This window comes from Massilia litorea (genome assembly GCF_015101885.1).
Taxonomy (GTDB): domain Bacteria; phylum Pseudomonadota; class Gammaproteobacteria; order Burkholderiales; family Burkholderiaceae_D; genus Telluria; species Telluria litorea.
On the sequence record NZ_CP062941.1, the window covers coordinates 3,632,158 to 3,655,692 of the forward strand.

At 68.1% G+C, this 23,535-nt stretch carries 20 protein-coding genes; 15 read left to right on the plus strand and 5 right to left on the minus strand.

Translation table 11 applies throughout. The features are described 5' to 3' along the window. Window position 1: 1 nt before the first annotated feature. From LPB04_RS16400 to LPB04_RS16410, 3 genes are read left to right on the plus strand one after another with little or no spacing between them, the layout of a single operon-like run. Complete coding sequence (locus LPB04_RS16400; protein ID WP_193685576.1) at window positions 2-1,462, plus strand: efflux transporter outer membrane subunit; 1,461 nt, start codon at window positions 2-4, stop codon at window positions 1,460-1,462. Then, window positions 1,459-3,027: an FHA domain-containing protein gene (locus LPB04_RS16405; RefSeq protein ID WP_193685577.1), complete on the plus strand. Its 1,569-nt coding sequence runs from the start codon at window positions 1,459-1,461 to the stop codon at window positions 3,025-3,027. Before LPB04_RS16400 ends, LPB04_RS16405 begins: the two co-directional genes overlap by 4 nt. Then, window positions 3,024-4,409: an HlyD family efflux transporter periplasmic adaptor subunit gene (locus tag LPB04_RS16410; RefSeq protein WP_193685578.1), complete on the plus strand. Its 1,386-nt coding sequence runs from the start codon at window positions 3,024-3,026 to the stop codon at window positions 4,407-4,409. The genes LPB04_RS16405 and LPB04_RS16410 overlap by 4 nt, the downstream gene beginning before the upstream one ends. Before the next feature lie 47 nt (window positions 4,410-4,456). On the opposite strand, the gene LPB04_RS16415 is transcribed toward LPB04_RS16410, so the two are convergent. From LPB04_RS16415 to LPB04_RS16425, 3 genes are all read right to left on the minus strand, one after another. Then, window positions 4,457-4,669 carry a hypothetical protein gene (locus tag LPB04_RS16415; protein WP_193685579.1) on the minus strand — a complete coding sequence of 71 codons (213 nt, stop codon included), beginning with the start codon at window positions 4,667-4,669 and terminating at the stop codon, window positions 4,457-4,459. A 52-nt stretch (window positions 4,670-4,721) separates the two neighbouring features. Then, entirely contained in the window at window positions 4,722-5,450 is a 729-nt protein-coding gene (locus LPB04_RS16420; RefSeq protein ID WP_193685580.1) for a hypothetical protein, read from the minus strand. Between the two features lie 176 nt (window positions 5,451-5,626). Next, entirely contained in the window at window positions 5,627-7,729 is a 2,103-nt protein-coding gene (locus LPB04_RS16425) for an AAA family ATPase (protein ID WP_193685581.1), read from the minus strand. A gap of 131 nt (window positions 7,730-7,860) precedes the next feature. On the opposite strand from LPB04_RS16425, the gene LPB04_RS16430 reads away from it, so the two are divergent. Both LPB04_RS16430 and LPB04_RS16435 read left to right on the plus strand, forming a co-directional pair. Further along, window positions 7,861-8,442 carry a hypothetical protein gene (locus tag LPB04_RS16430; protein ID WP_193685582.1) on the plus strand — a complete coding sequence of 194 codons (582 nt, stop codon included), beginning with the start codon at window positions 7,861-7,863 and terminating at the stop codon, window positions 8,440-8,442. Window positions 8,443-8,635: 193 nt separating this feature from the next. Beyond that, on the plus strand, window positions 8,636-9,289 hold the full coding sequence (locus LPB04_RS16435; protein ID WP_193685583.1) for an SGNH/GDSL hydrolase family protein: 654 nt from the start codon (window positions 8,636-8,638) through the stop codon (window positions 9,287-9,289). Here the strand turns inward: LPB04_RS16435 and eutC are convergent. Together eutC and LPB04_RS16445 are read right to left on the minus strand one after the other, a co-directional pair. Beyond that, entirely contained in the window at window positions 9,286-10,086 is an 801-nt protein-coding gene (gene eutC / locus LPB04_RS16440) for an ethanolamine ammonia-lyase subunit EutC (RefSeq protein WP_193685584.1), read from the minus strand. The two genes, LPB04_RS16435 and eutC, sit on opposite strands and share 4 nt — an antisense overlap. 13 nt (window positions 10,087-10,099) lie before the next feature. Then, window positions 10,100-11,488, minus strand: coding sequence for an ethanolamine ammonia-lyase subunit EutB (locus LPB04_RS16445; protein WP_193685585.1), 1,389 nt, complete (start codon window positions 11,486-11,488; stop codon window positions 10,100-10,102). Window positions 11,489-11,606: 118 nt separating this feature from the next. Here LPB04_RS16445 and LPB04_RS16450 point away from each other — a divergent pair, with 118 nt between their 5' ends. The 10 genes from LPB04_RS16450 to hppD all read left to right on the plus strand — a co-directional run bounded on the left by LPB04_RS16450 (window position 11,607) and on the right by hppD (window position 23,500). Beyond that, window positions 11,607-13,199, plus strand: coding sequence for a phytoene desaturase family protein (locus LPB04_RS16450; RefSeq protein WP_193685586.1), 1,593 nt, complete (start codon window positions 11,607-11,609; stop codon window positions 13,197-13,199). Continuing rightward, a complete protein-coding gene (locus LPB04_RS16455; protein ID WP_193685587.1) occupies window positions 13,199-14,977 on the plus strand; it encodes an amidohydrolase in 1,779 nt (592 codons plus the stop codon). Before LPB04_RS16450 ends, LPB04_RS16455 begins: the two co-directional genes overlap by 1 nt. Window positions 14,978-15,265: 288 nt before the next feature. After that, on the plus strand, window positions 15,266-15,481 hold the full coding sequence (locus tag LPB04_RS16460) for a hypothetical protein (RefSeq protein WP_193685588.1): 216 nt from the start codon (window positions 15,266-15,268) through the stop codon (window positions 15,479-15,481). A gap of 214 nt (window positions 15,482-15,695) precedes the next feature. Then, window positions 15,696-16,220 (plus strand): gamma carbonic anhydrase family protein, encoded by a 525-nt coding sequence (locus LPB04_RS16465; protein ID WP_193685589.1) that lies wholly within the window; start codon window positions 15,696-15,698, stop codon window positions 16,218-16,220. A 10-nt stretch (window positions 16,221-16,230) separates the two neighbouring features. Then, window positions 16,231-17,166, plus strand: a complete 936-nt coding sequence (locus LPB04_RS16470; protein ID WP_193685590.1) for a hydroxymethylglutaryl-CoA lyase — start codon at window positions 16,231-16,233, stop codon at window positions 17,164-17,166. Between the two features lie 14 nt (window positions 17,167-17,180). Further along, complete coding sequence (locus LPB04_RS16475) at window positions 17,181-18,344, plus strand: CaiB/BaiF CoA transferase family protein (RefSeq protein WP_193685591.1); 1,164 nt, start codon at window positions 17,181-17,183, stop codon at window positions 18,342-18,344. Window positions 18,345-18,415: 71 nt separating this feature from the next. After that, a complete protein-coding gene (locus LPB04_RS16480; protein ID WP_193685592.1) occupies window positions 18,416-19,816 on the plus strand; it encodes an MFS transporter in 1,401 nt (466 codons plus the stop codon). 52 nt (window positions 19,817-19,868) lie between these two features. Then, complete coding sequence (locus tag LPB04_RS16485) at window positions 19,869-20,837, plus strand: Bug family tripartite tricarboxylate transporter substrate binding protein (protein WP_193685593.1); 969 nt, start codon at window positions 19,869-19,871, stop codon at window positions 20,835-20,837. 12 nt (window positions 20,838-20,849) lie between these two features. Next, on the plus strand, window positions 20,850-22,313 hold the full coding sequence (locus LPB04_RS16490) for an MFS transporter (RefSeq protein ID WP_193685594.1): 1,464 nt from the start codon (window positions 20,850-20,852) through the stop codon (window positions 22,311-22,313). 98 nt (window positions 22,314-22,411) lie between these two features. Beyond that, window positions 22,412-23,500 (plus strand): 4-hydroxyphenylpyruvate dioxygenase, encoded by a 1,089-nt coding sequence (gene hppD, locus LPB04_RS16495; protein ID WP_193685595.1) that lies wholly within the window; start codon window positions 22,412-22,414, stop codon window positions 23,498-23,500. Window positions 23,501-23,535 lie beyond the last annotated feature (35 nt).

A 23,535-nucleotide genomic window follows, 5' to 3' on the forward strand; every position in this document is an offset into this window, starting at 1 on the left:
TATGAACCTTCAGACAAGCCAGCGAAGACGCCTGGGGCGAGGCGCATTGGCCGCTGCCGTGGCCATGCTGTTGTCCGGCTGCCCGGACGTCAGCCAGAAACCCTATGCCACCCCCGGGATCCCGGCCAAGTCCGCCTGGTCGAGCCAGAAGGGCTTGCCCATGGCCCCGGCCGAGATGATCGCGCCCGACTGGTGGAAGCAGTTCCGCGACCCCTATCTCGACGGGCTGGTCGAACGCGCCGTGGCGGAGAACTTCGATCTGAAAATCCTCGCCGCACGGATCCGCGTGGCCGCCGCCGAAATCGGCGAAGCGCGTGCCGGCGCCTTGCCGACGCTCGATGCGGGCGCGGGCGCGAGCTTCGAGAAAAGCACCGGCCAGAAGTTCACCAGGCAGTTCAACCTCGGCACCCAGGTCAATTGGGACATCGACGTCTGGGGCCGCGTGGCCAAGGGCGTCGAGGCCCAGAGCGCCGAATTCAATGCGACCGAGGCCGACTGGCGCGCCGGCTACCTGACGCTGGTGTCGGACGTGTCGACGACGTATTTCCAGATCATGCAGTTCGACGAGCAGATCCGGCAGCAGCAGCAAACCCTGGACAAGAACCGCAACATCCTGGCCACCTTCGAAGCGATGGAGGGGCAGGGCCTGCTGCCGAAAACGCGGGTGCTGCAGCAGCGCGCCGAAATCAACCAGTTGAGCCGGGATCTGATCGAACTGGGGCGCCTGCGCGCGCTTGCCGGCAACGCCCTCGCGACCCTGCTCGGCACCCCCGCCGGCGAATTCACCGTGCCGCCAGGCTCGCTGCAGGGGCGGGTGCAGCTGCCGGCCGTGCCCGAAGGCCTGCCCTCGCAGCTGCTCAAGCGCCGCCCCGACGTCGTCGCCGCCGAATACCGCGTGCTGGTGGCCTACGACCTGGTGGGGCAGGCGAAACTGGCCCAGCTGCCCTCGATCAGCCTGACGGGACGGGGCGGCACCTCGAGCTTCGCGCTCGGATCGCTCCTGAAATCCTTCACCTTCGGCCTGCTCCCCAGCATCAACTTCCCGATCTTCGACCCGAGCGTCAAGGCGCGCCTGAAAACCAGCGAAGCGCGCACCGGCGTCGCCGAAGGGGAATACCGGCGCGTCGTCATGGCCGCCTTCGAGGAAGTCGAGAACGCGCTGGTCAACCTCGACGCCCACCGGCGCCAGCGGGTCGAACTCCAGCAGCAGGCCGAACGGCTCGGCGTCGTCGCGGCCCAGGTCGAAGCCCAGCTGAAGGAGGGCATGGTCTCGCAGCTGGAAGTGTTCGAGGCCGAACGCACGCTGCTGGCGGCGCAGCTGGCGCTGCTCGCGAACCACCAGCAGATCCTCTCCGATACCGTGACGCTCTACAAGGCGCTGGGCGGAGGCTGGCCGGCGGCCGAGGTGCGCAACGCGGGCACACCCGGTAGCCCGTCGAACGCGCAGTGGAGCCGGCCTTGACTGCGCTCGATGCGATGGCAGCCGCCCCACGCACCGGCCAGGCGGGCCGCCTGATGATCATGCTGGTGCCGGTCTCGCACCCCGACCTCGAACCGATCCGCATCCACGAGAACCTGTTCGCGATCGGCCGCACCGAGGCCCCGTTCGACGCCTATCCGCCCGGGCTCGCGGCCGACCTGTCGCGCCGCCACGCGCGCATCTTCTGCGAACATGGCGCCGTGTATTTCGCCGAATTGGGCAGCAAGAACGGCAGCACCGTCAACGGCGTGCCGGTCCGGCAGGCGATCACCACACTCAAGAGTGGCGACCTGCTCGGACTCGGCAAGACGCTCGTTTACCGCGTCGAATTCGACCATGCCTCGCTGCAGCCGCCGCACACGCGGCTCGCCAGCCTGACCCTGGTCCCGGAAGACACGGCGACAAGCCTGCAGCCGATCGTCGTCACCGAGTTCCCCTTCATGATCAGCAAGGCCGACGCGACCTTCGCCCGCTACAAGGACCTCGAGCCCGCGCAGGTGAACTACCTGTCGCGCCGCCATGCCCACATCTTCCTCAAGGGCGGCGCGCTGCATGTGGAGGACCTGGGCAGCACCAACGGCACTTTTGTGAACGGCACCCGCCTCGATGAACATGCGGTCGCGCTGCACGACGGCGACCTGATCGCTTTCGGCGGGCGCCACTTCGTCTACCGCATCGTGCTCGCATGGGAAGCCGTCGCGCGCGACCCGACGCTGACGCGGATCGGCGCCGCCAGCGCCGTTCCGGTGGCCGACGCCGACCGCACCACCTTCGTCGCCGCCGCCGACTCCTTCCTCGACATCTTCTGCGTCGACGCCGCGCCATCTGTGCCGGCTGCGCCGGACGCGCCGCAGGCGCCCGGGGCGGACCCCTCCGTGCCGCATGAGGATGCGACGGCGCCGCCCCAGGGCAAGGCCGCGGCCATGCTGTCCGGGCTGCACGCGGCCCTGGGCGGCAAGGGGCCGCTGTCGATGCGGCGCCTGCGTTATTGGGCCGCGGCGGCACTGGCAGTCGTCGTCCTGCTGGCCTGGGCGCTGCTCGGCCTGAATCGTCCCGTGCGCGAGGTGGAGGGCTTGCTGGCCGACGGCGCCTATGCACAGGCGGCAGCGGCCGCCGATGCAGCGCTCGCGGGCGATCCGGAGAATGGCCGTTTGCGCGCGCTGGGCACGGAGGCGCTGCTCAAGGCGAACCTGCCGTCCTGGATGGCGTCGGTCAAGGCGGGGCGCTTCGCGCAGGCGCGGCAGCAGCTCGCCGGCATGCGCCGCCATGCGCGCCACAACCCCGAGCTCGCGCCCCTGCTCGACGAGCTGGACTGGATAACCGGGCTGGAAGCCTTCGTCGCCCAGCGCGGCGGCGCAGGGGCGCCGGTGCGCGACCCCGGCGACGGCGCCGGCATCGAACGCATCCTCAAGGGCTGGGAGGAACAGGACGAAGCGCACCAGCGCGCCTTCGAGACCATCGCCGCCCACGTGCCGGCCTTCCGCGACGCCTACGCCGACGCGCTCAGCGACATCCGCCGGCTGGCACTCGCGAGGACGCAGCCATGAAGCGCGACTGGATCAAGCCGCAGTCCCTGACCCCGCTGTCCGAGGCGCTCGAAGAGCATAGCGCGGAAGGGATCTCGATCCTCACCGCCGACCCGTGGCGCTTCACCCAGGCGCTGGTCTACGCGATGGTGGCGCTGGTGGTGGCGGGCCTGGTCTGGTCCTTCTTCGGCCACGCCGACGTGCTGGTGACGGCGACGGGCACGCTCGCGCCCGCGTCCGAAGTGCGGCGCCTGTACGCCCCGATCGACGGCGAGCTCTCCAACATCTATATCGCCGAGGGCCAGCCGGTGAAGGCGGGCGACGTCGTGGCCCGGATCTATGCGCGTGGCGCGATCGAGGCCGCCAGGAACGCCCTCGAAGCGCGCCTGAAGCTCGAGGACGCCGAACGCGAGTGGAAGGAATTCCCCGAAAAGAAAGCCCTGATGGAGCGCAACGCCGCCGCCCTGCGCGAAGCGACCGAAGTCGAAGAGCGCCAGCACCGGCGCCGGCTGCAGGAGGGCACCAGCCGGCTGGCACAAGGCCAGAGTGCGCAGCAGCAGGAAGCGCGCACGAATGTCGAAGACGCCCGCCGCGCACGCGACGCAGCCAGGATCGAGGCAGACAAGTTCGCCCGCCTGTTCGCCTTGCCCGGCGGCGGCGGCGTCTCGCAGCTGCAGGTGGAGAGCAAGAAGAACGCGCTGGCGGCGGCCGAAAACGCGCTGAGCGTGGCGCAGGCGCGATTGAGCGAGCTGGCGGCGCGGCAGAGCATCGAGTCGACCCAGGCCAGGAGCGAACTGGAAACCAGCGGCCAGCAGCTGGAAAAACTGCGCCTGCAATCGGCCTCCGCCGACCGCGAAGTGGCCAACGCCGAAGACAAACTGCGGCTGCAGGTACAGACTGCGCGCCTGGTCGCCGACGCCGCGGCGCGCATCAAGTTCGAGAACATCGACAAGGAAAATTTCCTGCGCATCGTCGCCCCGGTCGACGGCGTGATCACCGAGGTGACCTCGACCCAGCCCGGCGACAAGATCCAGGCCAACGCCCCGCTGGGCGGCATCGCGCCGCGCAACGCCAGGCCGATCCTGAAGATCGACATCGCCGAGCACGACCGGGGCTTCCTGCGCGAAGGCCAGGCGGTGCAGATGAAATTCAACGCCTTTCCCTACCAGCGCTATGGGCTGATCCGGGGCACGCTGCAATTCATTTCGCCGGCGACGAAACCCTCGCCCGTCACCAGGCAGCCGGTGTACGAAGGGCGGGTCTCGCTCGACCAGGTCGAGTACCGGGTGGGGGAGACCCGGTATCCGCTGCGCTACGGGATGACGGCGGTGGCGGAGATCGTGGTGCGGGAGCGGCGGATGATCGACCTGGCGCTGGATCCGTTCCGGGATATCGGGGGGTGAGGGCGGCGGCGGAGCCCGGGCATCCGCCGCCGATACCATTGCATGCGTCAGTAGTTATCGCGCCGGTAGACAACCCGCCGGGTTTTGGCGAACAGATCCCAGATCGAACTTATCCCTGGCAGGCGATCACGATCGACTTCCGCACGCAGTGCCGCTGGAGCCTCGAGCAGCGTCGAATGAGAAGGATGGACCCTGTCGAGGGAGGCGTGAAATCCGGCCGGCCGACGCAGCACAAGTCCATCGCGTGCGGCATCCATCATGGTTTTTGCCCCGAGTGCGTGAACCAGTGCAATGTCGACAAGACGGTCCCGCTTACGTCAGCGTGGCGAGATAGTGCTTGACGTCGGTTTCCAGCCGGATCCGCGAGAACGTATCCATCGCACGTTGGCCGGACAGCATGCCTGCCAGGAAAAAGCGGGTCTCCGGCAGGCCGGCGAGCGTGAACCGGGTACCGGAATCGTCGGCCGGCTGCAGCCCCATATATTCCAGCGCCAGCCGCGAAGCGGTGGCGTTTGCCACGACCACGACCTGCGGCCGGATGCGGCGGATCGTTTCCCCGGTCAGGTCGATCTGGGCCTGGCGGAACAGGCGAGGGGTACCGGGCTCGTTCAAGGACTGCAGGTACTCGTTCATGTTCGTGTGACGGCCATGGAGCAGGTCCAGGTGGCTGTACGAATCGAGGCAGCCGACCGCCTCGGCAAAGCAGCGCTGGGGGCCAAAGAAGACCTGATGGTTGTTAAAGGCATCCTGCTCGGTTTCCAGCAAGCGGGCTGCATGCGGCGCGCCGGTCTCCGGATGCCAGCCGTACACGTCGTCCACCGTAAGGTCGAACCCGAGCGCCATGATGCGCGCCTGGAGTTTCGCCGCGTTATAGGCCGGGTTGATTCCCAACATCAGGAGTCGCATTTTTTCCACGAAATGCCCGTCGGGGTAGTGTGCAGGCATCAAGGTCGGCGCGGTATGGAACGCGCGCCAGATCTCCAGGGCGCGTTCATTAAATTGTCGTGCGATGGGCATTCGGTTTTTTTCGTAAGGAATCATGTGGGACGGTGGACGAGCCAACCGGCGTCTTCATCTAGTTTGTTTCCGTGCGGAACTTTTGTGCGAAAACGCATTCTGCCTCTTCAGGGACAGAAAGTAAATCCAGCCGGCCGTGGCTGCAATAAGACAGTCAGCCTTCGATTCCTTGCCGCTCGCATGCAATGTTTCCGGATTGCTCAAGCGAGAAATCCGATTGCCGGTCCGCTCTTTTCCTTCACCGCGCATTCGTTCTGGAGCGCCAGGACAAAGGCCGCCGGCGAGGCCACCGGCCGGAAGCGGTGCTGCCTTGCCACGGTGGCGAAATCGCCCGGGGCCAGGGTCCGCAGGGCGTGCAGCTGCCACAGGTCGGCCGCACCGGGCGCCGCCAGCCCGAGATGCATGCAAAAACGCTCCAGCAGGGCTGCGGCCTGGTCGGGCAACAGGTAATCGAAGCGGATTTTCAGGTCGAAGCGGCGCAGTGCGGCGGGATCGAGTCCTTCCATCAGGTTGGTCGAGGCGACGAACACGCCCGAAAACGATTCCATCCGCGTCAGCATTTCGTTGACCATGCTGAGCTCCCATGGCTGGCGTGCCTGGGTGCGGTCCTGCAGGAAGCTGTCGACCTCGTCGATCAGCAGCACCGCGTTTTCGCGTTCGGCGCGGCGGAAAGCGGCCGCGATATTCTGTTCGCTTTCGCCGACCCACTTCGACATCAGGTCCGACGCGCTGTACAGCAGCAGCGGCATGCCGAGGCGCTCGGCCAGCCAGCGTCCATAGGCGGTCTTGCCCGTGCCCGGGCGGCCGTACAGGCAAAGGCGGCCGGAGCGGGTCGATGCCAGTCCCTCGGCAAGCAGGGGCAGGTCGGTATCGGCGTTCAGCAGGGCCGCGTCGTAGCCGGCCGGCAGGCGGCTGGCGTCGTGCGTGCGCAAGGGCAGGCCCTGCGCTTCGAGCGACTGGTCGATCAGCCAGGCCAGCGCGCGCGGCGCGGCGCCGGGAGTGAGCCGGTCTTCGATGCGGCGCACGACCGAGGCGACCCGGCTGACGACCGCGGGCGCCAGGGCGTCCGATTCGGCAATCCGGCGGACGGCATCGTCGCCGAGCAGGTCGCCGCATGCATCCCGCAGGATGCGCTCGCGCTGGGCGCGCGGCGGCACCGGGAGTTCGACCACCAGGTCGAAGCGGCGCATGAAGGCGGGATCGATGCCGCCGACCGTATTCGACAGCCAGAAGGTCGGGACCTTGTTTTGTTCGAGCGTGCGGTTGATCCAGGCCTTGCGGCGCTGTGCCGTGCTTTTACGGCCGGACATGCCGTCGCCGTCGGCGAACACGTCTTCCACTTCGTCGAACACGATCAGTGCCCTGCGCTGGCAAAAGAAGCTCTGCGCCGCGCGGTAGGCACGCAGGCGGCGCTCGCCCGTCACGGGGTCGCCGTCGGCGTCCTCGCTGGCGACGTCGAACAGTTCGCAGCCGAGTTCCGCCGCCAGCGCGCGCGCCAGTTCGCTCTTGCCGGTGCCCGGAGCGCCGTGCAGGAAGATGTTCACGCCAACCTGGGCTGTTGCGGTGGCCTGCTCGAGATAGGGCCGCAGGATCGCCAGTGCTTCACCGATGTGGGCATAGTCGGCGAGCACGAGCCGGGCCGGGGCGCTCGGGGAGATGGTTTCGCGCAGGAGCGCCAGGGGATCGGTTTCGCTGGCGAGGATATGGTCGGCGAAGCTGCTGGAAAGCAGGTCGAGCTTGCCCCGCAGGTAGCCGTTATTGCCGCGGTCGACCGACAGCAGGCCCGAACGCGCCAGCACCCCGTGCGGGCCGAGCGAGGCGCGTACGGCCGCAGCTTCCAGGCCCAGCAATTGCGCCAGCAGGTCGGCCAGTTTGCCCGAGTTCAGGTTGCCGAGCGTGTCGGCGCAGTCGTCGAGCACGCGGTCCTGGTGCAGCATGGCGGCGAATTCGACGACCCGGCAGTCGGTCTCGGACAGGCCGGCGAGTCCTGCCAGGCGCGCCATGTTCGCGCGCAGGGCAGGGGGCGGCGCGAGGTCGGCGCTGCAGGCCTCGGCCGCGCGGTGCAGGTCGCGCAATTCGGTGCGAATGAGGGCGGCATCGAAGTCGCGCAGCTCGTCGTCCAGCCAGGCGCCGAGGCCGAGCGCGCGCGCCACGGCGTCGTCGGCGAAACCGCCGCGGGCGAGGAAGAGTTTGTGCCCGCCGAGCGGAACGAGAATGCGCAGCATCCAGAGTTGGGCAATATTGTCGGGGCGGCTGGCCGGGTTGGCGCGGCTGGCGGGGCTTTTACGCTGGCGTACGGTCATCGGTTTCTCCTGGTGATGGACGCCATTTTCCAGTTCCGTGCGACAAGTTGCGTCGCACAGGTGCCGGGGTGCGATTGTGTGCGCTTGCCGCTTCGGTGTACGCTGCCTTCACTTCAAGGATAAGGAACAAGATGTCCATTTACCGAGCGATACCCCGTGCCACTTTCGAAGCCGGCAAGGAACTGCGGCGCAACCCGGGACGCCGCCTGCCGAGCGTCATCCCCTACCTGGTCGACAACCTGTGGGAATATGCGCGCCCGGACGGTCAGCCATCGCGGCGCCATGCGGTCTACGCCAGCCCGACGCCGCAGCTCGCACTCCAGAACGCCGCCGCCGGCGCACTGCGACAGGACGACTACCTGGCCTGCCGCCTCACGTTTCATTACCAGCCCGCGATGATCCAGTTGAGCACGAGCGACGCGCGCCATCACCCGGACGTGCGGCAGCTTCAGCATCTCGTCAACAGCCGGCTCAGGGAATGGGCGGCCGGGGGGCTCGGTGACAAGCTGGCGCTGGCCCCGCTGTTCATGCCGGGTGTCACGCGCGGTGAACTGGCCGCCGCAATGGCCGCCGAGCCCGCGCTCGCAAAGGTGGTGGAGGAGGCCGCCGCCGCCGTTACCTTGTGGTCGCCCGCACCGGGCGCCGTGTCCCCTGATGGGGAATTGTTCTTTGAAATCGCCGACGACAATTTCTATGTGCTGCATCCTGTGTAGGAGGGCGCAAGCTGGCTGACCGGTTTCGGCGCGGCGGCCTGCGCGTGAACCCGTCGCCCGGGAGCGATCGCCCCGCATCCCGGGCGACGCTACCTGTCGCAGCGGCTGCTATCCTGGGTTTCCATGAGATCTGCCCGGTGCTGCCAGGCGCTGTGGAATGGTTTGCAACCCATCGAGAAAGCGAGTGCCGATTTTGGAACATATTGTATTGCTGGGCGATTCGATCTTCGATAACGCTCCCTACGTGCCCGTCGGGACCGAGGTGCTGGCGCAATTGCAGGCGCGCCTGGGTGCGGGCGGGAAGGCGACCCTGCTGGCACGCGACGGCGACGTGCTGGCCGATATGCCGGCCCAACTGGCGCGCCTGGCGAAACTGCCGGCGCCCCCGACCTGGCTGATGGTCAGCTGCGGCGGCAACGACGTACTGGGCCTGGTCGGCGCCATGCATGGTCCGGTTCGCACGGTGCTCGAGGCAGCCGAGCTGCTTGCGGCCTGGCAGGCCGCGTTCGCACGCGACTACCGGCGCATGCTCGACCTGGTGCTGGCGCGCGCCACGCCGACCGCCGTGGCGACGATCTACGATGGCGTGCCCGGGCTGGCGCCTGGCCTGCGCACGGCGCTGGCGCCGTTCAACGACGTCATCCTGCGCGAGGCGGTGCGGCGCGGCCTGCCGGTGCTCGACCTGCGTCTTGTCTGCGACGACCCGGGCGACTACGCCGGCTCGTCGCCGATCGAGCCTTCCGCACGCGGTGCGGCAAAGATCGCCGCCGCGCTCGCCGGATTGGCCAGCCGGCACGACCCCGCCGCGACGCACACCGTCGTGTACGGTGCCGCCAGGGCCGGCTAAAGCAGGAAGGCGCCTGTGCCGCCTTGCGCCAGGGTGGCGGCTTCGTCCGTCTCGTCCTTGAGGCCGACGCCGCTCAACCGGCGCGCGCGGGCCTGCGCCAGCAGGTAGTGCAGTTTGTCCGCCGCCTCCTCGACGCCCAGTCCAGCCGGCCTGACGTTCGAGATGCAGTTACGGCGTTCGTCGGTCAGGCCCACGCGCGGCGCCCAGGTCAGATACAGGCCCATGCTGTCGGGCGAACTCAGGCCGGGCCGCTCGCCGATCAGGACGACGACGAGTTGCGCGCCGAGCAGCTCCCCGACCTCGTCGCCGACCGCCACGCGGCCTTGCTCGACGATGGACAGCGGCGCCGGCGTCCAGGCCTCGGCCGCCAGCCGGGCATGCAGCGCCTGCAGGAAGGGCGGGGCGTTGCGGGCGACGGCGAGCGCGGACAGCCCGTCGGCGACGACGATCGCCAGGTCATGTCGACCTTCGCCGCCGTGCGGGGCCGCGAGCAGGGCGCGCGAGGGCGCATCCAGCCTGCGCCCGAGATCGGGCCGCTGCAGGTAGACGTTGCGGTTCTCCGCCGCGCTGTGCAGCAGCAGGGGTGGAGATCCCGGCCAGGCCGCCGCCAGCGAGGGCGCCAGGCTTGCCGCGTCGAGGGCCTGGTGCACGGCGTCGCGCGCCCTGGCATGGGCCAGCTGGAAGTCGAGCTGGGCGCTCGTCGGCTGGCTGATGCCGGTATGCCCGAGCGCGATGCGGGCGGCGGTGAACCGGCGCAGGGCCTGCCAGGGATCGGACGGGGTGATCGAATCGGCCATCTGTTCCCCTCCCTCAGGGAAGCTGCAGCGCGCGCTGGAATGGCAAGGGCACCGCGCCGCCCAGCGCCACCTCGCCGTCGCCTTTGAATATGCCCAGGCCGCGCAGCCAGGCCTCGAATTCCGGCGCCGGGCGCAGGCCGAGCACGCGCCGCGCATACAGCGCGTCGTGGAACGAGGTGGTCTGGTAGTTCAGCATGATGTCGTCCGCGCCCGGCACCCCCATCACGAAGCTGCAGCCGGCCGCCCCCAGCATCGTCAGCAGCACGTCCATGTCGTCCTGGTCGGCTTCCGCATGGTTGGTGTAGCAGACGTCCACCCCCATCGGCAGCCCGAGCAGCTTGGCGCAGAAATGGTCTTCCAGGCCGGCGCGGGTGATCTGCTTGCCGTCGTACAGGTATTCCGGCCCCATGAAACCGACCACGGAATTGACCAGCAGCGGCTCGAAGGCGCGCGCCACGGCATAGGCGCGCGCCTCGCAGGTTTGCTGGTCGAGCCCATGGTGGGCATTGCTCGAGAGCGCGCTGCCCTGGCCGGTCTCGAAATACATCAGGTTCTCGCCCAGCGTGCCGCGCCCCAGCGAGAGGGCGGCCGCGCGCGCTTCCTTCAGCAGCGCCAGGTCGATGCCGAAGCTGGCATTCGCCGCCTGGGTCCCGGCGACCGACTGGAACACGAGGTCGACCGGCGCGCCGCGTTCGATCGCGGCGAGGGTGTTGGTCACGTGGGTCAGCACGCAGGATTGGGTGGGAATGGCGTAGCGGTCGATGATCTCGCCGAGCATGGCCACGAGCCTGATCACCTGCGCCACGTTGTCGGTGGCCGGATTGATGCCGATGACGGCGTCGCCGCTGCCGTACATCAGGCCGTCGAACAGGCTTGCCGCGATGCCGGAGGCGTCATCGAGCGGGTGGTTCGGCTGCAGCCGGGTCGAGAGGGTGCCTGCCAGGCCGATCGTATTGCGAAAGCGCGTGACGACGCGGCACTTGCGGGCGACCAGCACCAGGTCCTGGATGCGCATGATCTTCGAGACGGCGGCCGCCATCTCCGGCGTGATGCCCGGCGCGGTGCGCGCCAGCAGCGCCTCATTCGCCTCGTCGCCGAGCAGCCAGTCCCGCAAATCCCCGACAGTCAGGTGGCGGATCGGCGCGAAAGCGGCGGCATCGTGGGTGTCCATGATCAGGCGCGTGACTTCATCCAGCTCGTAGGGCACCAAGGCCTCGTTCAGGAAGGTGGTCAGCGGCAGGTCGGCCAGGGCCATTTGCGCCGCCACGCGTTCCTCGGCGCTGCCGGCGGCCAGGCCGGCCAGGTAGTCGCCCGAGCGCGCCGGGGTCGCCTTCGCCAGCAGCTCGCGCAGGCCGGAGAAGGTGTAGGTACGGCTGCCGACAGGATGGGTGATCTGGCTCATGGCTGGCTCCCTGCGCAGGGTCGGAGACTACCGGTGCAGACTACCTCATTACTATATGAGGTGCAATTTTCGTCGTTCTGCGTCCATAATGCTCCTCTCTCTCGCATGGAGGAACCGGATGCGCGACGCAATCATCATCGGTGGTGGCCACAACGGCCTGGTCTGCGCCTTCTACCTGGCCCGCGCCGGCCTGAAGGTGACGGTGCTGGAACAGCGCGACGTCGTCGGCGGCGCGGCCGTCACCGAGGAATTCCACCCGGGTTTTCGCAACTCGGTGGCCGCCTATACCGTCTCCCTCCTCAACCCGAAGGTGATCGGCGACATGAACCTGGCCGCGCACGGCCTGCGCATCGTCGAGCGGCCGCTCTCGAATTTCCTGCCGCTGGACGACAGCCGTTACCTGAAGATCGGTGCCGGCCGGACCGCGGCCGAAGTGGCGAAATTTTCGCAGCGCGACGCCGAGCGGCTCGACGCCTACGCCAGCCACCTCGATGCCGCGGCCGACCTGCTGCGCGACCTGGTCCTGCAGACGCCGCCGAACCGGGTGCAGGGCAGCTGGCTGGCGGCGCTGCCGGAACTGATCAAGGCGGGCCGGCTCGGCAACCGGATGCGGTCCCTGTCCCTGTCCGCGCAGCGCGAACTGCTCGACCTGTTCACCAAGTCGGCCGGCGACTACCTGGACGGCTGGTTCGAAAGCGCGCCGATCAAGGCCGTGTACGGTTTCGACAGCGTGGTCGGCAACTACGCCAGCCCGTACACGCCCGGGTCGGCCTATGTGCTGCTGCATCATGTGTTCGGCGAGGTCAACGGAAAGAAGGGCGCCTGGGGCCACGCGATCGGCGGCATGGGCGCGATCACGCAGGCCATGGCGAAGGCGGCGCAGTCGCTGGGCGTGGAGATCCGCACCGGCTGCGGCGTCGACGAAGTGCTGCTGGACAAGGGAAGGGCGACCGGCGTCGTCACCGCGAAAGGCGAGCGCCTGGACGCGCGCGTGGTCGTCTCGAACCTGAATCCGCGCCTGCTCTACACGCGGCTGGTCGACCCTGGCGCGCTCCCGGACGATTTCCTGCGCCGCATGCGGGCCTGGCGCTGCGGTTCCGGTACCTTCCGCATGAACGTGGCGCTGTCGGAACTCCCCAGTTTTACCTGCCTGCCCGGTCGCCAGGTGGCAGAGCACCACGGCAGCGGCATCATCATCGCCCCGAGCCTGGACTACATGGAGCGCGCCTACCATGACGCACGCAGCGCCGGCTGGTCCCGCGAGCCGATCGTGGAGATGCTGATCCCGTCCACCCTCGACCCGACCCTGGCGCCGCCGAACCAGCACGTGGCCAGCCTGTTCTGCCAGCACGTTGCTCCCCAGCTGCCGGACGGATCGAGCTGGGACGCGCATCGCGAACAGGTGGCCGACCTGATGATCGATACCGTCGACCGCTGGGCGCCGAACTTCAAGCGCTCGGTGCTGGGGCGCCAGATCATGAGCCCACTCGACCTGGAGCGCACCTTCGGCCTTGTCGGGGGCGACATCTTCCACGGGGCGCTGGGGCTCGACCAGCTGTTCGCGGCCCGCCCGATGCTCGGCCATGCGGATTACCGCGGCCCGGTCGCTGGCCTGTACACCTGCGGCGCGGGCACGCATCCGGGCGGCGGCGTCACCGGCGCGCCGGGGCATAACGCGGCGCGCGAGGTGCTGCGGGACTTCGCAAGGTAATGAGCAGATCCACCGTGTTCGCTATCCTGGTCATGGCTGGCGCCGCGGCACAAGCGGCCGTGCCGGCAGACCTGGTGTACCGCAACGGCTTCGTCTACACGGTCGACGCCGGGGACAGCGTGCACCAGGCGCTGGCCGTGCGCGCCGGACGCATCGTGTATGTCGGGGCCGACGCCGGCGCCAGGGCGCTGACCGGCAAGGCCACCCGCGTGATCGACCTGCATGGCCGTATGCTGATGCCCGGCCTGGTCGACGCCCACATGCATCCGCAGTCGGGCGGCAGCCGCCTGCTCAATTGCAGCCTCGACTACCGGCGCCTGAGCGTGCCGCAGTTCCAGGCGCGCATCCAGGCCTGCCTGGACCACGACAGGGACAAGGGGCCGGACCGCTGGCTGGTCGTGGTCAACTGGTTCCAGCAAGGGATGCAGCCGGAAGGCGTGACGACGAGTGCGGCCACGCTGGACGCCCTGACGACGACGCGTCCCATCATCGTCCGTTCCTCCTTCGGGCACTCGGTCCAGCTCAATTCGCGGGCGATCGCGCTGGCAGGCATCAGGTCCGACACGCCCGGTCCGGCCGGCGGAAGAATCGTGCGCGATACCAAAGGCGCAGCGACCGGGCTGCTGGAAGACGCCGCCCAGGACCTGGCGATGCGCCTTCTGCCGCCCTTGAGCGCCGCGGAAAACCTGGCAGCCTCCGGCAAGGCGCTGGCGGCGATGCGCGCGCAAGGCATCACCAGCTTCCTCGACGCCTGGACCGATCCGGAGACGATGACGGCCTTCAGGACCCTGCAACGCCGCGGCCGGCTCACCGCGCGTGCCCACTTCGCGGTGCTGGTCGACCTGGACAAGGGGGTGACGCCGAAGGCGGCCGTCGCCGACCTGCTGCGCCAGCAAAGGCGATTCGACCAGGGCCCGACCAAGCCGGCGCCCTCGATGCAGGTACGCCATGCCAAACTGTTCATGGATGGGGTGATCGCCGCGCCCGCCTTTACCGGCGCCATGCTCGAGCCCTACCTGGTCAACAAGGGGACCCTGAATGAGCCCGACTGGCAGCCGGGTCCGAGCCGCGGGCCGGACAGCTATTTCACGCCGCCGGCCTTACGCACGACACTGGTTGAACTCGCGAAGGTCCACGTCGATCCGCACATCCACGCCGACGGCGACCGCGCGGTGCGCGAATCGCTGGACGCCATCGAAGCGCTGCGCGCCACCCCGGAGGGTCGCGCAGCGCGGCCCGCGCTGGCGCATGCCGAGATCGTGGCGCCCGCCGACACTCCGCGCTTCGCGAAGCTGGATGTGACGCCGGTGCTCTCCCTCCAGTGGGGCAAGCCGGCACCCGATACCGTCGGCGCGCTGAAAGACTACCTGGGCCCGGCGCGCTATGCGGCCGTCGAACCGCAGGCGGTGCTGCTGGACGCCGGCGCCCGGGTCGCCTACGGCAGCGACTGGCCGGTCGATCCGCTCGACGCCTGGTTTGCGCTGAAGGTAGGCGTCACCCGCACTGCCGCTCCGGACGCGGGCCCGGAATTCGCCGGCCGCCTGACGGCGCAGCCCGGCATGCCGCGCGCCGCCGTGCTGCGCGCCGCCACCATGAACGCGGCCTACACACTGCGCCAGGAGGCGGCGATCGGATCGCTGGAAGTGGGCAAGCTGGCCGACCTGATCGTCCTCGACCGGAATGTCATGCGCATCCCGGACGAGGAGATCGCCAGGGTGAAGGTGGTGCAGACGGTCGTGGGCGGCCGCATCGTGTACCGGGCCAAAGGCCTGCGCTGAGGCGGCATCGTCGGCAATCGGCATCGTGGTGGCTTTCCAACGCTGCCGGGCGGGAAACGCAGGCATGCCGCGACGGCATGGCTCGACGTGCCCGGCAAGGGGGTGCGAGTTTGCTTATATCTGGTTATTGCCCCGTGGAATTGAAAAATGCCGAAATGGGGAAACTTCGTGCTCGTGAGTTATGTGCTTAGTGAATGGCCTTCATTCGAACTTGAAATTTGATTTCTATCTCAAAGAGCCGATACTTAGGGGTAACAGCAAACAACATACGAAAAGAGGAATCCCATTATGTCTACCATCTACTCGCTCCCACGTGCATCGACCCTGCCATCGGCCGCCAGCCTGACCCTGTTCCAGCGCGCCACGCAGTTCATCGCCCGCCTGTTCTCGGCCAACGCCGTCGACACCAGCGACGTCTGGAAGCTGTACCGTGCCGCCGGCACGGCCGACTCGGTCAGCCCACAGGCCCTCAAGGCCCTGGCCGCAGCTGCCCGCACCTGGTAAATCGGTTCAGGGGAGACGCCCCGGCGCTCCGACCGCGGCCGCCAGGCCGCGCAGGAAGTACGATGAAAACGGCCCCGCGTGGGCCGTTTTGTCATTCCAGTTCGGAATTCCTGAACTTCCAAATGGCTTCTGTACACGCATATTGGAAGTTTTATACTCGTTTCATAGCGCCACCGTTCACTTCTGATAACGGCGCACCGAGACAAGGAATTCCATGCCCATCTACGCACTCTCCGGTGTCGCGCCCGCGATCGACCCGGCCGCCTACATAGCCGCCGAGGCCACCGTCATCGGCCAAGTCACCCTCGCCAAGGACTGCTCCGTGTGGTCCGGCGCCGTCATCCGCGGCGACAACGAAGCCATCGCGCTCGCCGCCGGCGTCAACGTCCAGGAAGGCGCGGTGCTCCACACCGATCCCGGTTATCCGATGCGGATCGAAGCGAACGTCACCATCGGGCACCAGGCCATGCTGCACGGCTGCACCATCGGCGAAGGGACCCTGGTCGGCATCCAGGCGGTGATTCTGAACGGCGCGAAGATCGGTCGGAACTGCCTGGTCGGCGCCGGCGCCCTGGTCACCGAGCGCAAGGAATTCCCCGACAATTCGCTGATCGTCGGCACGCCGGCCAAGGTGCTGCGCACCCTGAGCGAGGACGAGATCGCCGGCATGCGCAGGAACGCCGCCGAATACATCGAGCGCGCGCGCCGCTTCCGCACCGAACTCGAACGAATCGGCTGAGGAGCGCGCCATGAACACGCTCCCACCGCGCGCCGTCGTGCGCGAAGTCGGCCTGCGGGATGGCCTGCAAAGCATCGCCACCATCGTCCCCACCGAACGGAAGATCGAATGGATCCGCGCCGCCCATGAAGCGGGCCAGCGCGAGATCGAGGTCGGCTCCTTCGTGCCGGCGCGCCTGCTGCCGCAACTGGCCGACACTGCCGAATTGCTCGCATTCGCCAACACGCTGCCCGGCCTGCGCGCCTCGGTGCTGGTGCCGAACCTGAAAGGCGCCGAGCGCGCCATCGACGGCGGGGCCCACCTGATGATCCTGCCTCTCTCGGCCAGCCACGCCCACAGCCTGGCCAACCTGCGCAAGACGCCCGACGAAGTCGTCGCCGAACTGTCCCGCATCCGCGCCGCCCGCGACGCGGCCGGCTCGACCACCCTGATCGAAGGCGGCGTCGGCACGGCCTTCGGCTGCACCCTGCAGGGACAGGTCGAACAATCCGAAGTGCTGCGCCTGATGCAGGCCCTGCTCGACGCCGGCGCCGACCGCGTCAGCCTGGCCGACACCGTTGGCTATGCCGACCCGCGCATGGTGCGCGAACTGTGCGAAAAGGCGATCGCGATTGCCGGCGACCGCTTTTGCTGCGGGCACTTCCACGATACGCGCGGCATGGCGCTGGCCAACGTGTACGCGGCCCTGGAAAGCGGCGTGGAGCGCTTCGACGCCTCGCTGGCCGGCATCGGCGGCTGCCCGCACGCGCCCGGCGCCAGCGGCAATGCGGCCACCGAAGACCTCGCCTACATGCTCGCCAGTATGGGTGTCGACACCGGCATCGATCTCGAGCGCCTGCTCGCCTTGCGCGGCAAGGTCGCCGGCTGGCTGGCGGGCGAAACCCTGCATGGCGCGCTGCACCTGGCCGGCGTTCCGAAAACATTCAACACGGCTGCTATCGCCTGAACCTGGAATCCATCATGTCAGACACCCAAAAACTCCCGCTGGCCGGAATCCGCGTCATCGAATTTTCCCACATGGTCATGGGCCCGACCTGCGGCATGATCCTGGCCGACCTCGGCGCCGAAGTGATCAAGGTCGAGCCGCCGAGCGGCGACAAGACGCGCACCATGTCCGGCGTCGGCCTCGGCTTCTTCCGCACCTTCAACCGCAACAAGAAGAGCATCGTGCTCGACATCCAGACCCCGCAGGGCCTGGCGAGCGCGAAAGAGCTGATCTGCGACTGCGACGTCATGATCGAGAACTTCCGGCCGGGCCTGATGGCCAGGCTCGGCCTCGACTACGCGACGCTGTCGCAAGCATGCCCGGGCCTGATTTACGTCTCGCACAAGGGTTTCCTCCCCGGGCCGTATGAAAACCGCCTCGCGCTCGACGAAGTCGTGCAGATGATGGGCGGCCTGGCCTACATGACGGGGCCGCCGGGCCGGCCGCTGCGTGCCGGCGCCTCGGTGAACGACATCATGGGCGGCATGTTCGGCGCGATCGCGGTACTGGCTGCGCTGTGGGAACGGCGCGCGACGGGCAAGGGCCAGGAAATCCAGAGCGCGCTGTTCGAAAACTGCGCTTTCCTGGTCGCCTCGCACATGCAGCAGGCCGCGATGTCGGGCGAAGCGCCGCCGCCGATGCCGGCACGTTCCTCGCCCTGGTCGGTGTACGACGTGTTCACCCTGGCCGAAGGCAGGCAGCTGTTCATCGGCGCCGTGAGCGACAAGCAGTGGAACCAGCTGTGCGCCGTGCTCGAACGCCAGGATTTGCTGGACGACCCAAGCCTGCGTACCAACGACCAGCGCGTGGCGATCCGCCCGCAGGTGCTGGAGCGCCTCGGTGCCATCCTGCGCGAACACGACATCGTCGAGCTCTCCGCCAAGCTTGAAAAGGCGGGCCTGCCGTACGCACCGATCGCCAGCCCGGACCAGCTGCTGGAAGACCGCCACCTGCGCGAGAGCGGCGGCATGGTGCCGATGCAGACCGCCGAGGGCGGTACCACCGACGTGGTGCTGATGCCGGTGCTGATGGATGGCCGCAGGCTGGGAGTGCAGCGCCCGCTGCCGAAGATCGGCGAGCACACCGACGAAGTCCTGGCCGCGCTTGCGGCAAGAAGGGACGAGCGCCAGGTCTCGTAAGTTACCCAGCCTATCTATCCACCGACCGACAAGCCCGAACCAATACGGGCAGACTGCAACAGGAGACACATATGAAACGCGACGCGCTCGGCGCAGCGGCGGCCTCAAGCATCACCGCGCGCATGGACCGCCTGCCGGCCACACGCCAGCTCTGGCTCACCGTCCTGCTCATCTCGCTGGGCGGCTTCTTCGAAGTCTACGACCTGGTATTCACCGGCTACATCGCGCCGGGCATGGCCAAAAGCGGCCTGTTCACCGCGACCACGGCCACGCTGTTCGGCATGAACGGCATCGGCGCCTTCATCGCCGCCACCTTCGCCGGACTATTCGTCGGCACCTTCTTCTTCGGCTTCCTGTCGGATCGCTACGGGCGGCGCAAGGTATTTACCATTTCGCTGCTCTGGTATTCGGTCGGCTCGGCGATCATGGCGGCGCAAGCCACCACCGAGGGCGTCCTGTTCTGGCGCTTCGTGACCGGCATCGGCGTCGGCATCGAGATCGTCACCATCGACGTCTTCATTACCGAGATGGTGCCGCAGCACATGCGCGGCCGGGCCATGGCCTTCAACCAGGCCGTGATGTTCTGCGCCGCGCCGGTCGCCGCGCTGCTGTCCTATTTCCTCGTGCCGACCTCGATGCTCGGCATCGACGGCTGGCGCTGGGTGGTGCTGTTCGGCGCCGCCGGCGCGATCGTCGTCTGGTTCATCCGCCTGGCAGTGCCGGAGAGCCCGCGCTGGCTGGCGCAGCAGGGACGCCACGCGGAAGCCGAACGTATCGTGGCGAAGATCGAGCACACCGTGGAGGCCGAGTACCGGCAGCCCTTGCCGAAGCCGCTGCCGGCCGTGATCCAGCCGGCCGTGCAAACCGCCTCCTTCGGCGAGCTGTGGAAGAAGCCCTACCGTTCGCGCGTCCTGATGCTCCTGGTGTTTAACTTCTTCCAGGCGATCGCCTATTACGGCTTCCAGAACTGGGTGCCGACGCTGCTGATCGGGCAGGGCATCACCGTCACCAGGAGCCTGCTGTACGCCTTTGTCATCGCCACCGCGGCACCGGTCGGTCCGCTGCTGGCCATGACGATCGCCGACAAGGTCGAGCGCAAGTGGATGATCGTGTATTCGGCGCTGGCCGTGATCGTGTTCGGCACGCTGTTCTCGCAGCTGCGCGAAGTCGGCCCCCTGATCGTGCTCGGCCTGATGATCAGCCTGTCCGGATCGGCGCTCTCGGTGGCCTACCACTCCTACCAGACCGAGTTGTTCCCGACCCGGATCCGCTGCCGCGCCGCCGGCCTGGTGTACTCGTTCAGCCGCGTCGGCGCCAGCATGTCGGGCTTCATCATCGCCTTCCTGCTGCGCGACTTCGGGGTGATCGGCGTCTTCATCGGCATCTCGGCCGCGATGCTGGCCTGTATGGTCGCGATCGGCGCCTTCGGGCCGAAGACGCGCGGCATGCGCCTCGAAGAGATTTCGCATTAATGAATAAAAAGGCGCCGGCGAGCGCCACCCACTCACGACCAATGGAGACACCATGAACTACGCATCCCGCGCAACCTGTATCGCCGCTGTTGTCCTGTCCTGCACCGTCGCGTTGCCCGCACTCGCCCAGGGCGACAAGCCGGTGCGCCTGATCGTCCCGAATGCGCCCGGTTCCAGCGTCGACGCGCTCTCGCGCATCATCGGCGTCCCGCTCGGGAAAAGCCTGGGGCGCCCGATCGTGGTCGAGAACCTGCCGGGCGCCGGCGGCGTCCCCGCGACCGGCCAGCTGGTACGGTCGGCCGCCGATGGCTCGACCCTGGCCATGGTCTCGAACAACCACGTGGTCAACCCGAGCCTGTACAAGTCGATGCCTTTCGATTCGATCAAGGACGTCACCACCATCGCCCTGGTCGCCGGCTCGCCCTTCGTGCTGGTTGCCCATCCCTCGCTGGGCGTGTCGAACCTGAAGGAGCTGGTCGCGCTGGCGAAAACGAAACCGGACCAGATCACCATCGGCTCCTCGGGCAACGGCACCATCCTGCACCTGGCGGCCGAGGAATTGCAGCACGAAGCAGGCGTCAGCTTCCGCCATATCCCTTATAAAGGCACCGGCCAGATGACGACCGACCTGCTGGGCGGCCAGATCCAGCTCGCCTTTGTCGGCGTCACCGGCGCCGCGCAGCACATCAAGGCGGGCAAGCTGCGTGCCATCGGCGTCTCGACCACGACGCCGTCGAACATCCTGCCGGGCGTGCTGCCGCTGGCGCAGCAGGGTCTCCCGAACTACAACATGCAGGGCTGGATCGCGCTGATCGGACCGAAGGACATGGCGCGCCCGCTGGTGACAAAGCTCTCCACCGACCTCGCCCACATCCTCGAAACGAAGGAGATGCAGGATGCGCTGGCGGCGCAGGGCTTCACGCCGATCGGCGGCACGCCGGCCGACGCCGCCAACGTGTTCAGGAGCGACATGGCGAAGTACGCCAAGCTGGTCAAGCAGTCCGGCATGAGCATCGACTAAGGAGCGTGCGGCTTGTCGCCTGATGGGACACAGCCGGCGCGCCTGACCGACGCCGAGATCCGCGCGGTGTTCGTGGGGCTGCTGCTGGCGATGCTGCTGGCCGCGCTCGACCAGAACATCGTCGCGGTCGCGCTGCCGCGCATCGGCGCCGAGCTGCAGGGCATGGGTATGCTGGCCTGGGTGGTGTCGAGCTACCTGATCGGCTCCACCGTGTCGACGCCGCTGTTCGGTAAACTCGGCGACCTGGCCGGGCGCCGCACGGCGCTCTCGGGCGCCATCCTGTTCTTCGTCCTCGGTGCGCTGGGCTGCGCACTGGCGCCCTCGATGCCCTGGCTGATCGCGGCGCGCGCGCTGCAGGGCATCGGCGGCGGGGCCGTGATCGCGGTCGCCCAGGCCGCGATCGCCGAGGTGGTGGCGCCGCGCGAACGCGGACGCTACCAGATCTATTTCAGCGGTGTGCACGTGGTGGCCAGCGTGGCCGGCCCCGTGGTCGGCGGCCTGCTGACCGAGCACCTGTCCTGGCACTGGATCTTCTGGCTCAACCTGCCGCTCGGGATGCTGGCCCTGGCCGTTTCGCGCAAGGCCCTGGCGCGGGTGCCCGTGCCGCGCGAACGGGCGCCGGTCGATGTCGCCGGCGCGCTGCTGCTCACCGGCGGCCTGGTCGCGCTGCTGGTCGGGATCACCCGCATCGGCATGGGCGTCGGCCCGGGCACGCCATCGCAGTTGGCCGCCTTCGGCGGCGCCGGCCTGCTGCTGTGCGCCTTCGTGCGCCAGGAGGGGAGGGCGCCCGAACCCCTGGTGCCCTTGTCCCTGTTCGCGATCCCTACCGTACGCCTGTCCTGTTGCATCCTCTTTGTCGGCTACATGCAGCTGATCGCGCTCTCCGTACTGGTGCCGATGCGCAGCCAGATGCTGTTCAAGGCGGCGACCGGCGCCTCGGCGCTGGGCCTGGTGCCGCTGACCTTCGGCGGGCCGCTCGGGGCCTACCTGGCCGGGCGCATCATGCTGCGCTCGGGTGCCACGCGGCTGCTGCAGGTGGCCGGGGCCGGGACGGTCGCCGCCGGCGTGCTCGCCCTCGGCCTGACGCGCACCCTCCCGGGCGCCGAGCCGCTGCTGCTCGGCCTGACCGGCATCGGCATCGGCCTTCAGTTTCCGAGCTCCCTGGTGGCGATCCAGAACGCGGTGCCGGGCCGCCACGTCGGCGTCGCCACCGCCACCGCTGTCTTCGCCCGTTCGCTCGGCGCGGCCGTCGGGATCGCGCTCCTGAGCACGACCTTGCTGGTCTGCCTGGGCGGATCGGGCGGATCGGGGGCGGCCATGATGCGCGAGCTGGTCGCCAGCGGCGCCGCCGACTCGGCCACGCTCGCCACGGCCGGCGCCGCCTTCGATACCACTTTCCTCGTCAGCGCGGCGATCGCGGCCAGTTCGTTCGTGGTGTCGCTGTTCCTGCCGCACAGCGCCTTGCGCTCGCATTGACATTCCACTTCGGAAGTTCAGGCCTTCCAAATTGCCTGCTCCGCACCGTTACGGAAGTTTTATACTGTTCCTCATGCCCCAACAACGAGGAGACACACATGGCTGACCTGTTCGACAACCCGATGGGCCTGATGGGCTTTGAATTCGTCGAGTTCGCATCCCCGACGCCGGGCGTGCTGGAACCCGTCTTCGAGGCGCTCGGCTTCCAGCGCGTCGCCGTCCACCGCTCGAAGGACGTGAGCCTGTACCGCCAGGGCGAGATCAACTTCATCATCAACAACGAGCCGAAGAGCTACGCCGCCTATTTCGCCGCCGAGCACGGCCCGTCGGCCTGCGGCATGGCCTTCCGCGTCAAGGATTCCCATCAAGCCTACAGGCGCGCCCTGGAACTCGGCGCCCAGGCGGTCGAGATCCCGACCGGTCCGATGGAGCTGCGCCTGCCGGCCATCAAGGGCATCGGCGGGGCACCGCTCTACCTGATCGACCGTTTCGAAGACGGCAAGTCGATCTATGACATCGATTTCGAGTTCCTGCCCGGTGTCGAGCGCCGCCCGCCCGGCCACGGCCTCAAGATCATCGACCACCTGACCCACAACGTCTACCGCGGCCGCATGGCCTTCTGGGCCGGCTTCTACGAGAAACTGTTCAATTTCCGCGAAATCCGCTACTTCGACATCAAGGGCGAGTACACCGGCCTGACCTCGAAGGCGATGACCGCGCCCGACGGCAAGATCCGGATTCCGCTGAACGAAGAAGGCAAAGCAGGCGGCGGCCAGATCGAGGAATTCCTGATGCAGTTCAACGGCGAGGGCATCCAGCACATCGCCCTGCTGACCGACGATCTGATGTCCACGGTGGACTCGCTTCGCGCTGCGGGCGTGCCCTTGATGAAAGCGCCGCCCGCCACCTATTACCAGATGCTGGAAGCCCGCATCCCGGGGCATGGCGAGAACGCCGCGCAGCTGCAGTCACGCGGGCTGCTGCTCGACGGCGCGGTCACGGACGGCAAGCCGCGCCTGCTGCTGCAGATCTTCTCGGAGACGCAGCTCGGTCCCGTGTTCTTCGAATTCATCCAGCGCAAGGGCGACGACGGCTTCGGCGAGGGAAATTTCAAGGCCCTGTTCGAGTCGATCGAGCGCGACCAGGTCGAGCGCGGCGTCATCGGGCAGGCCGCCGAAGCAGCGTAATTCTCCCGGATGGGGCGGCGCGGCGCCGCCCCGTT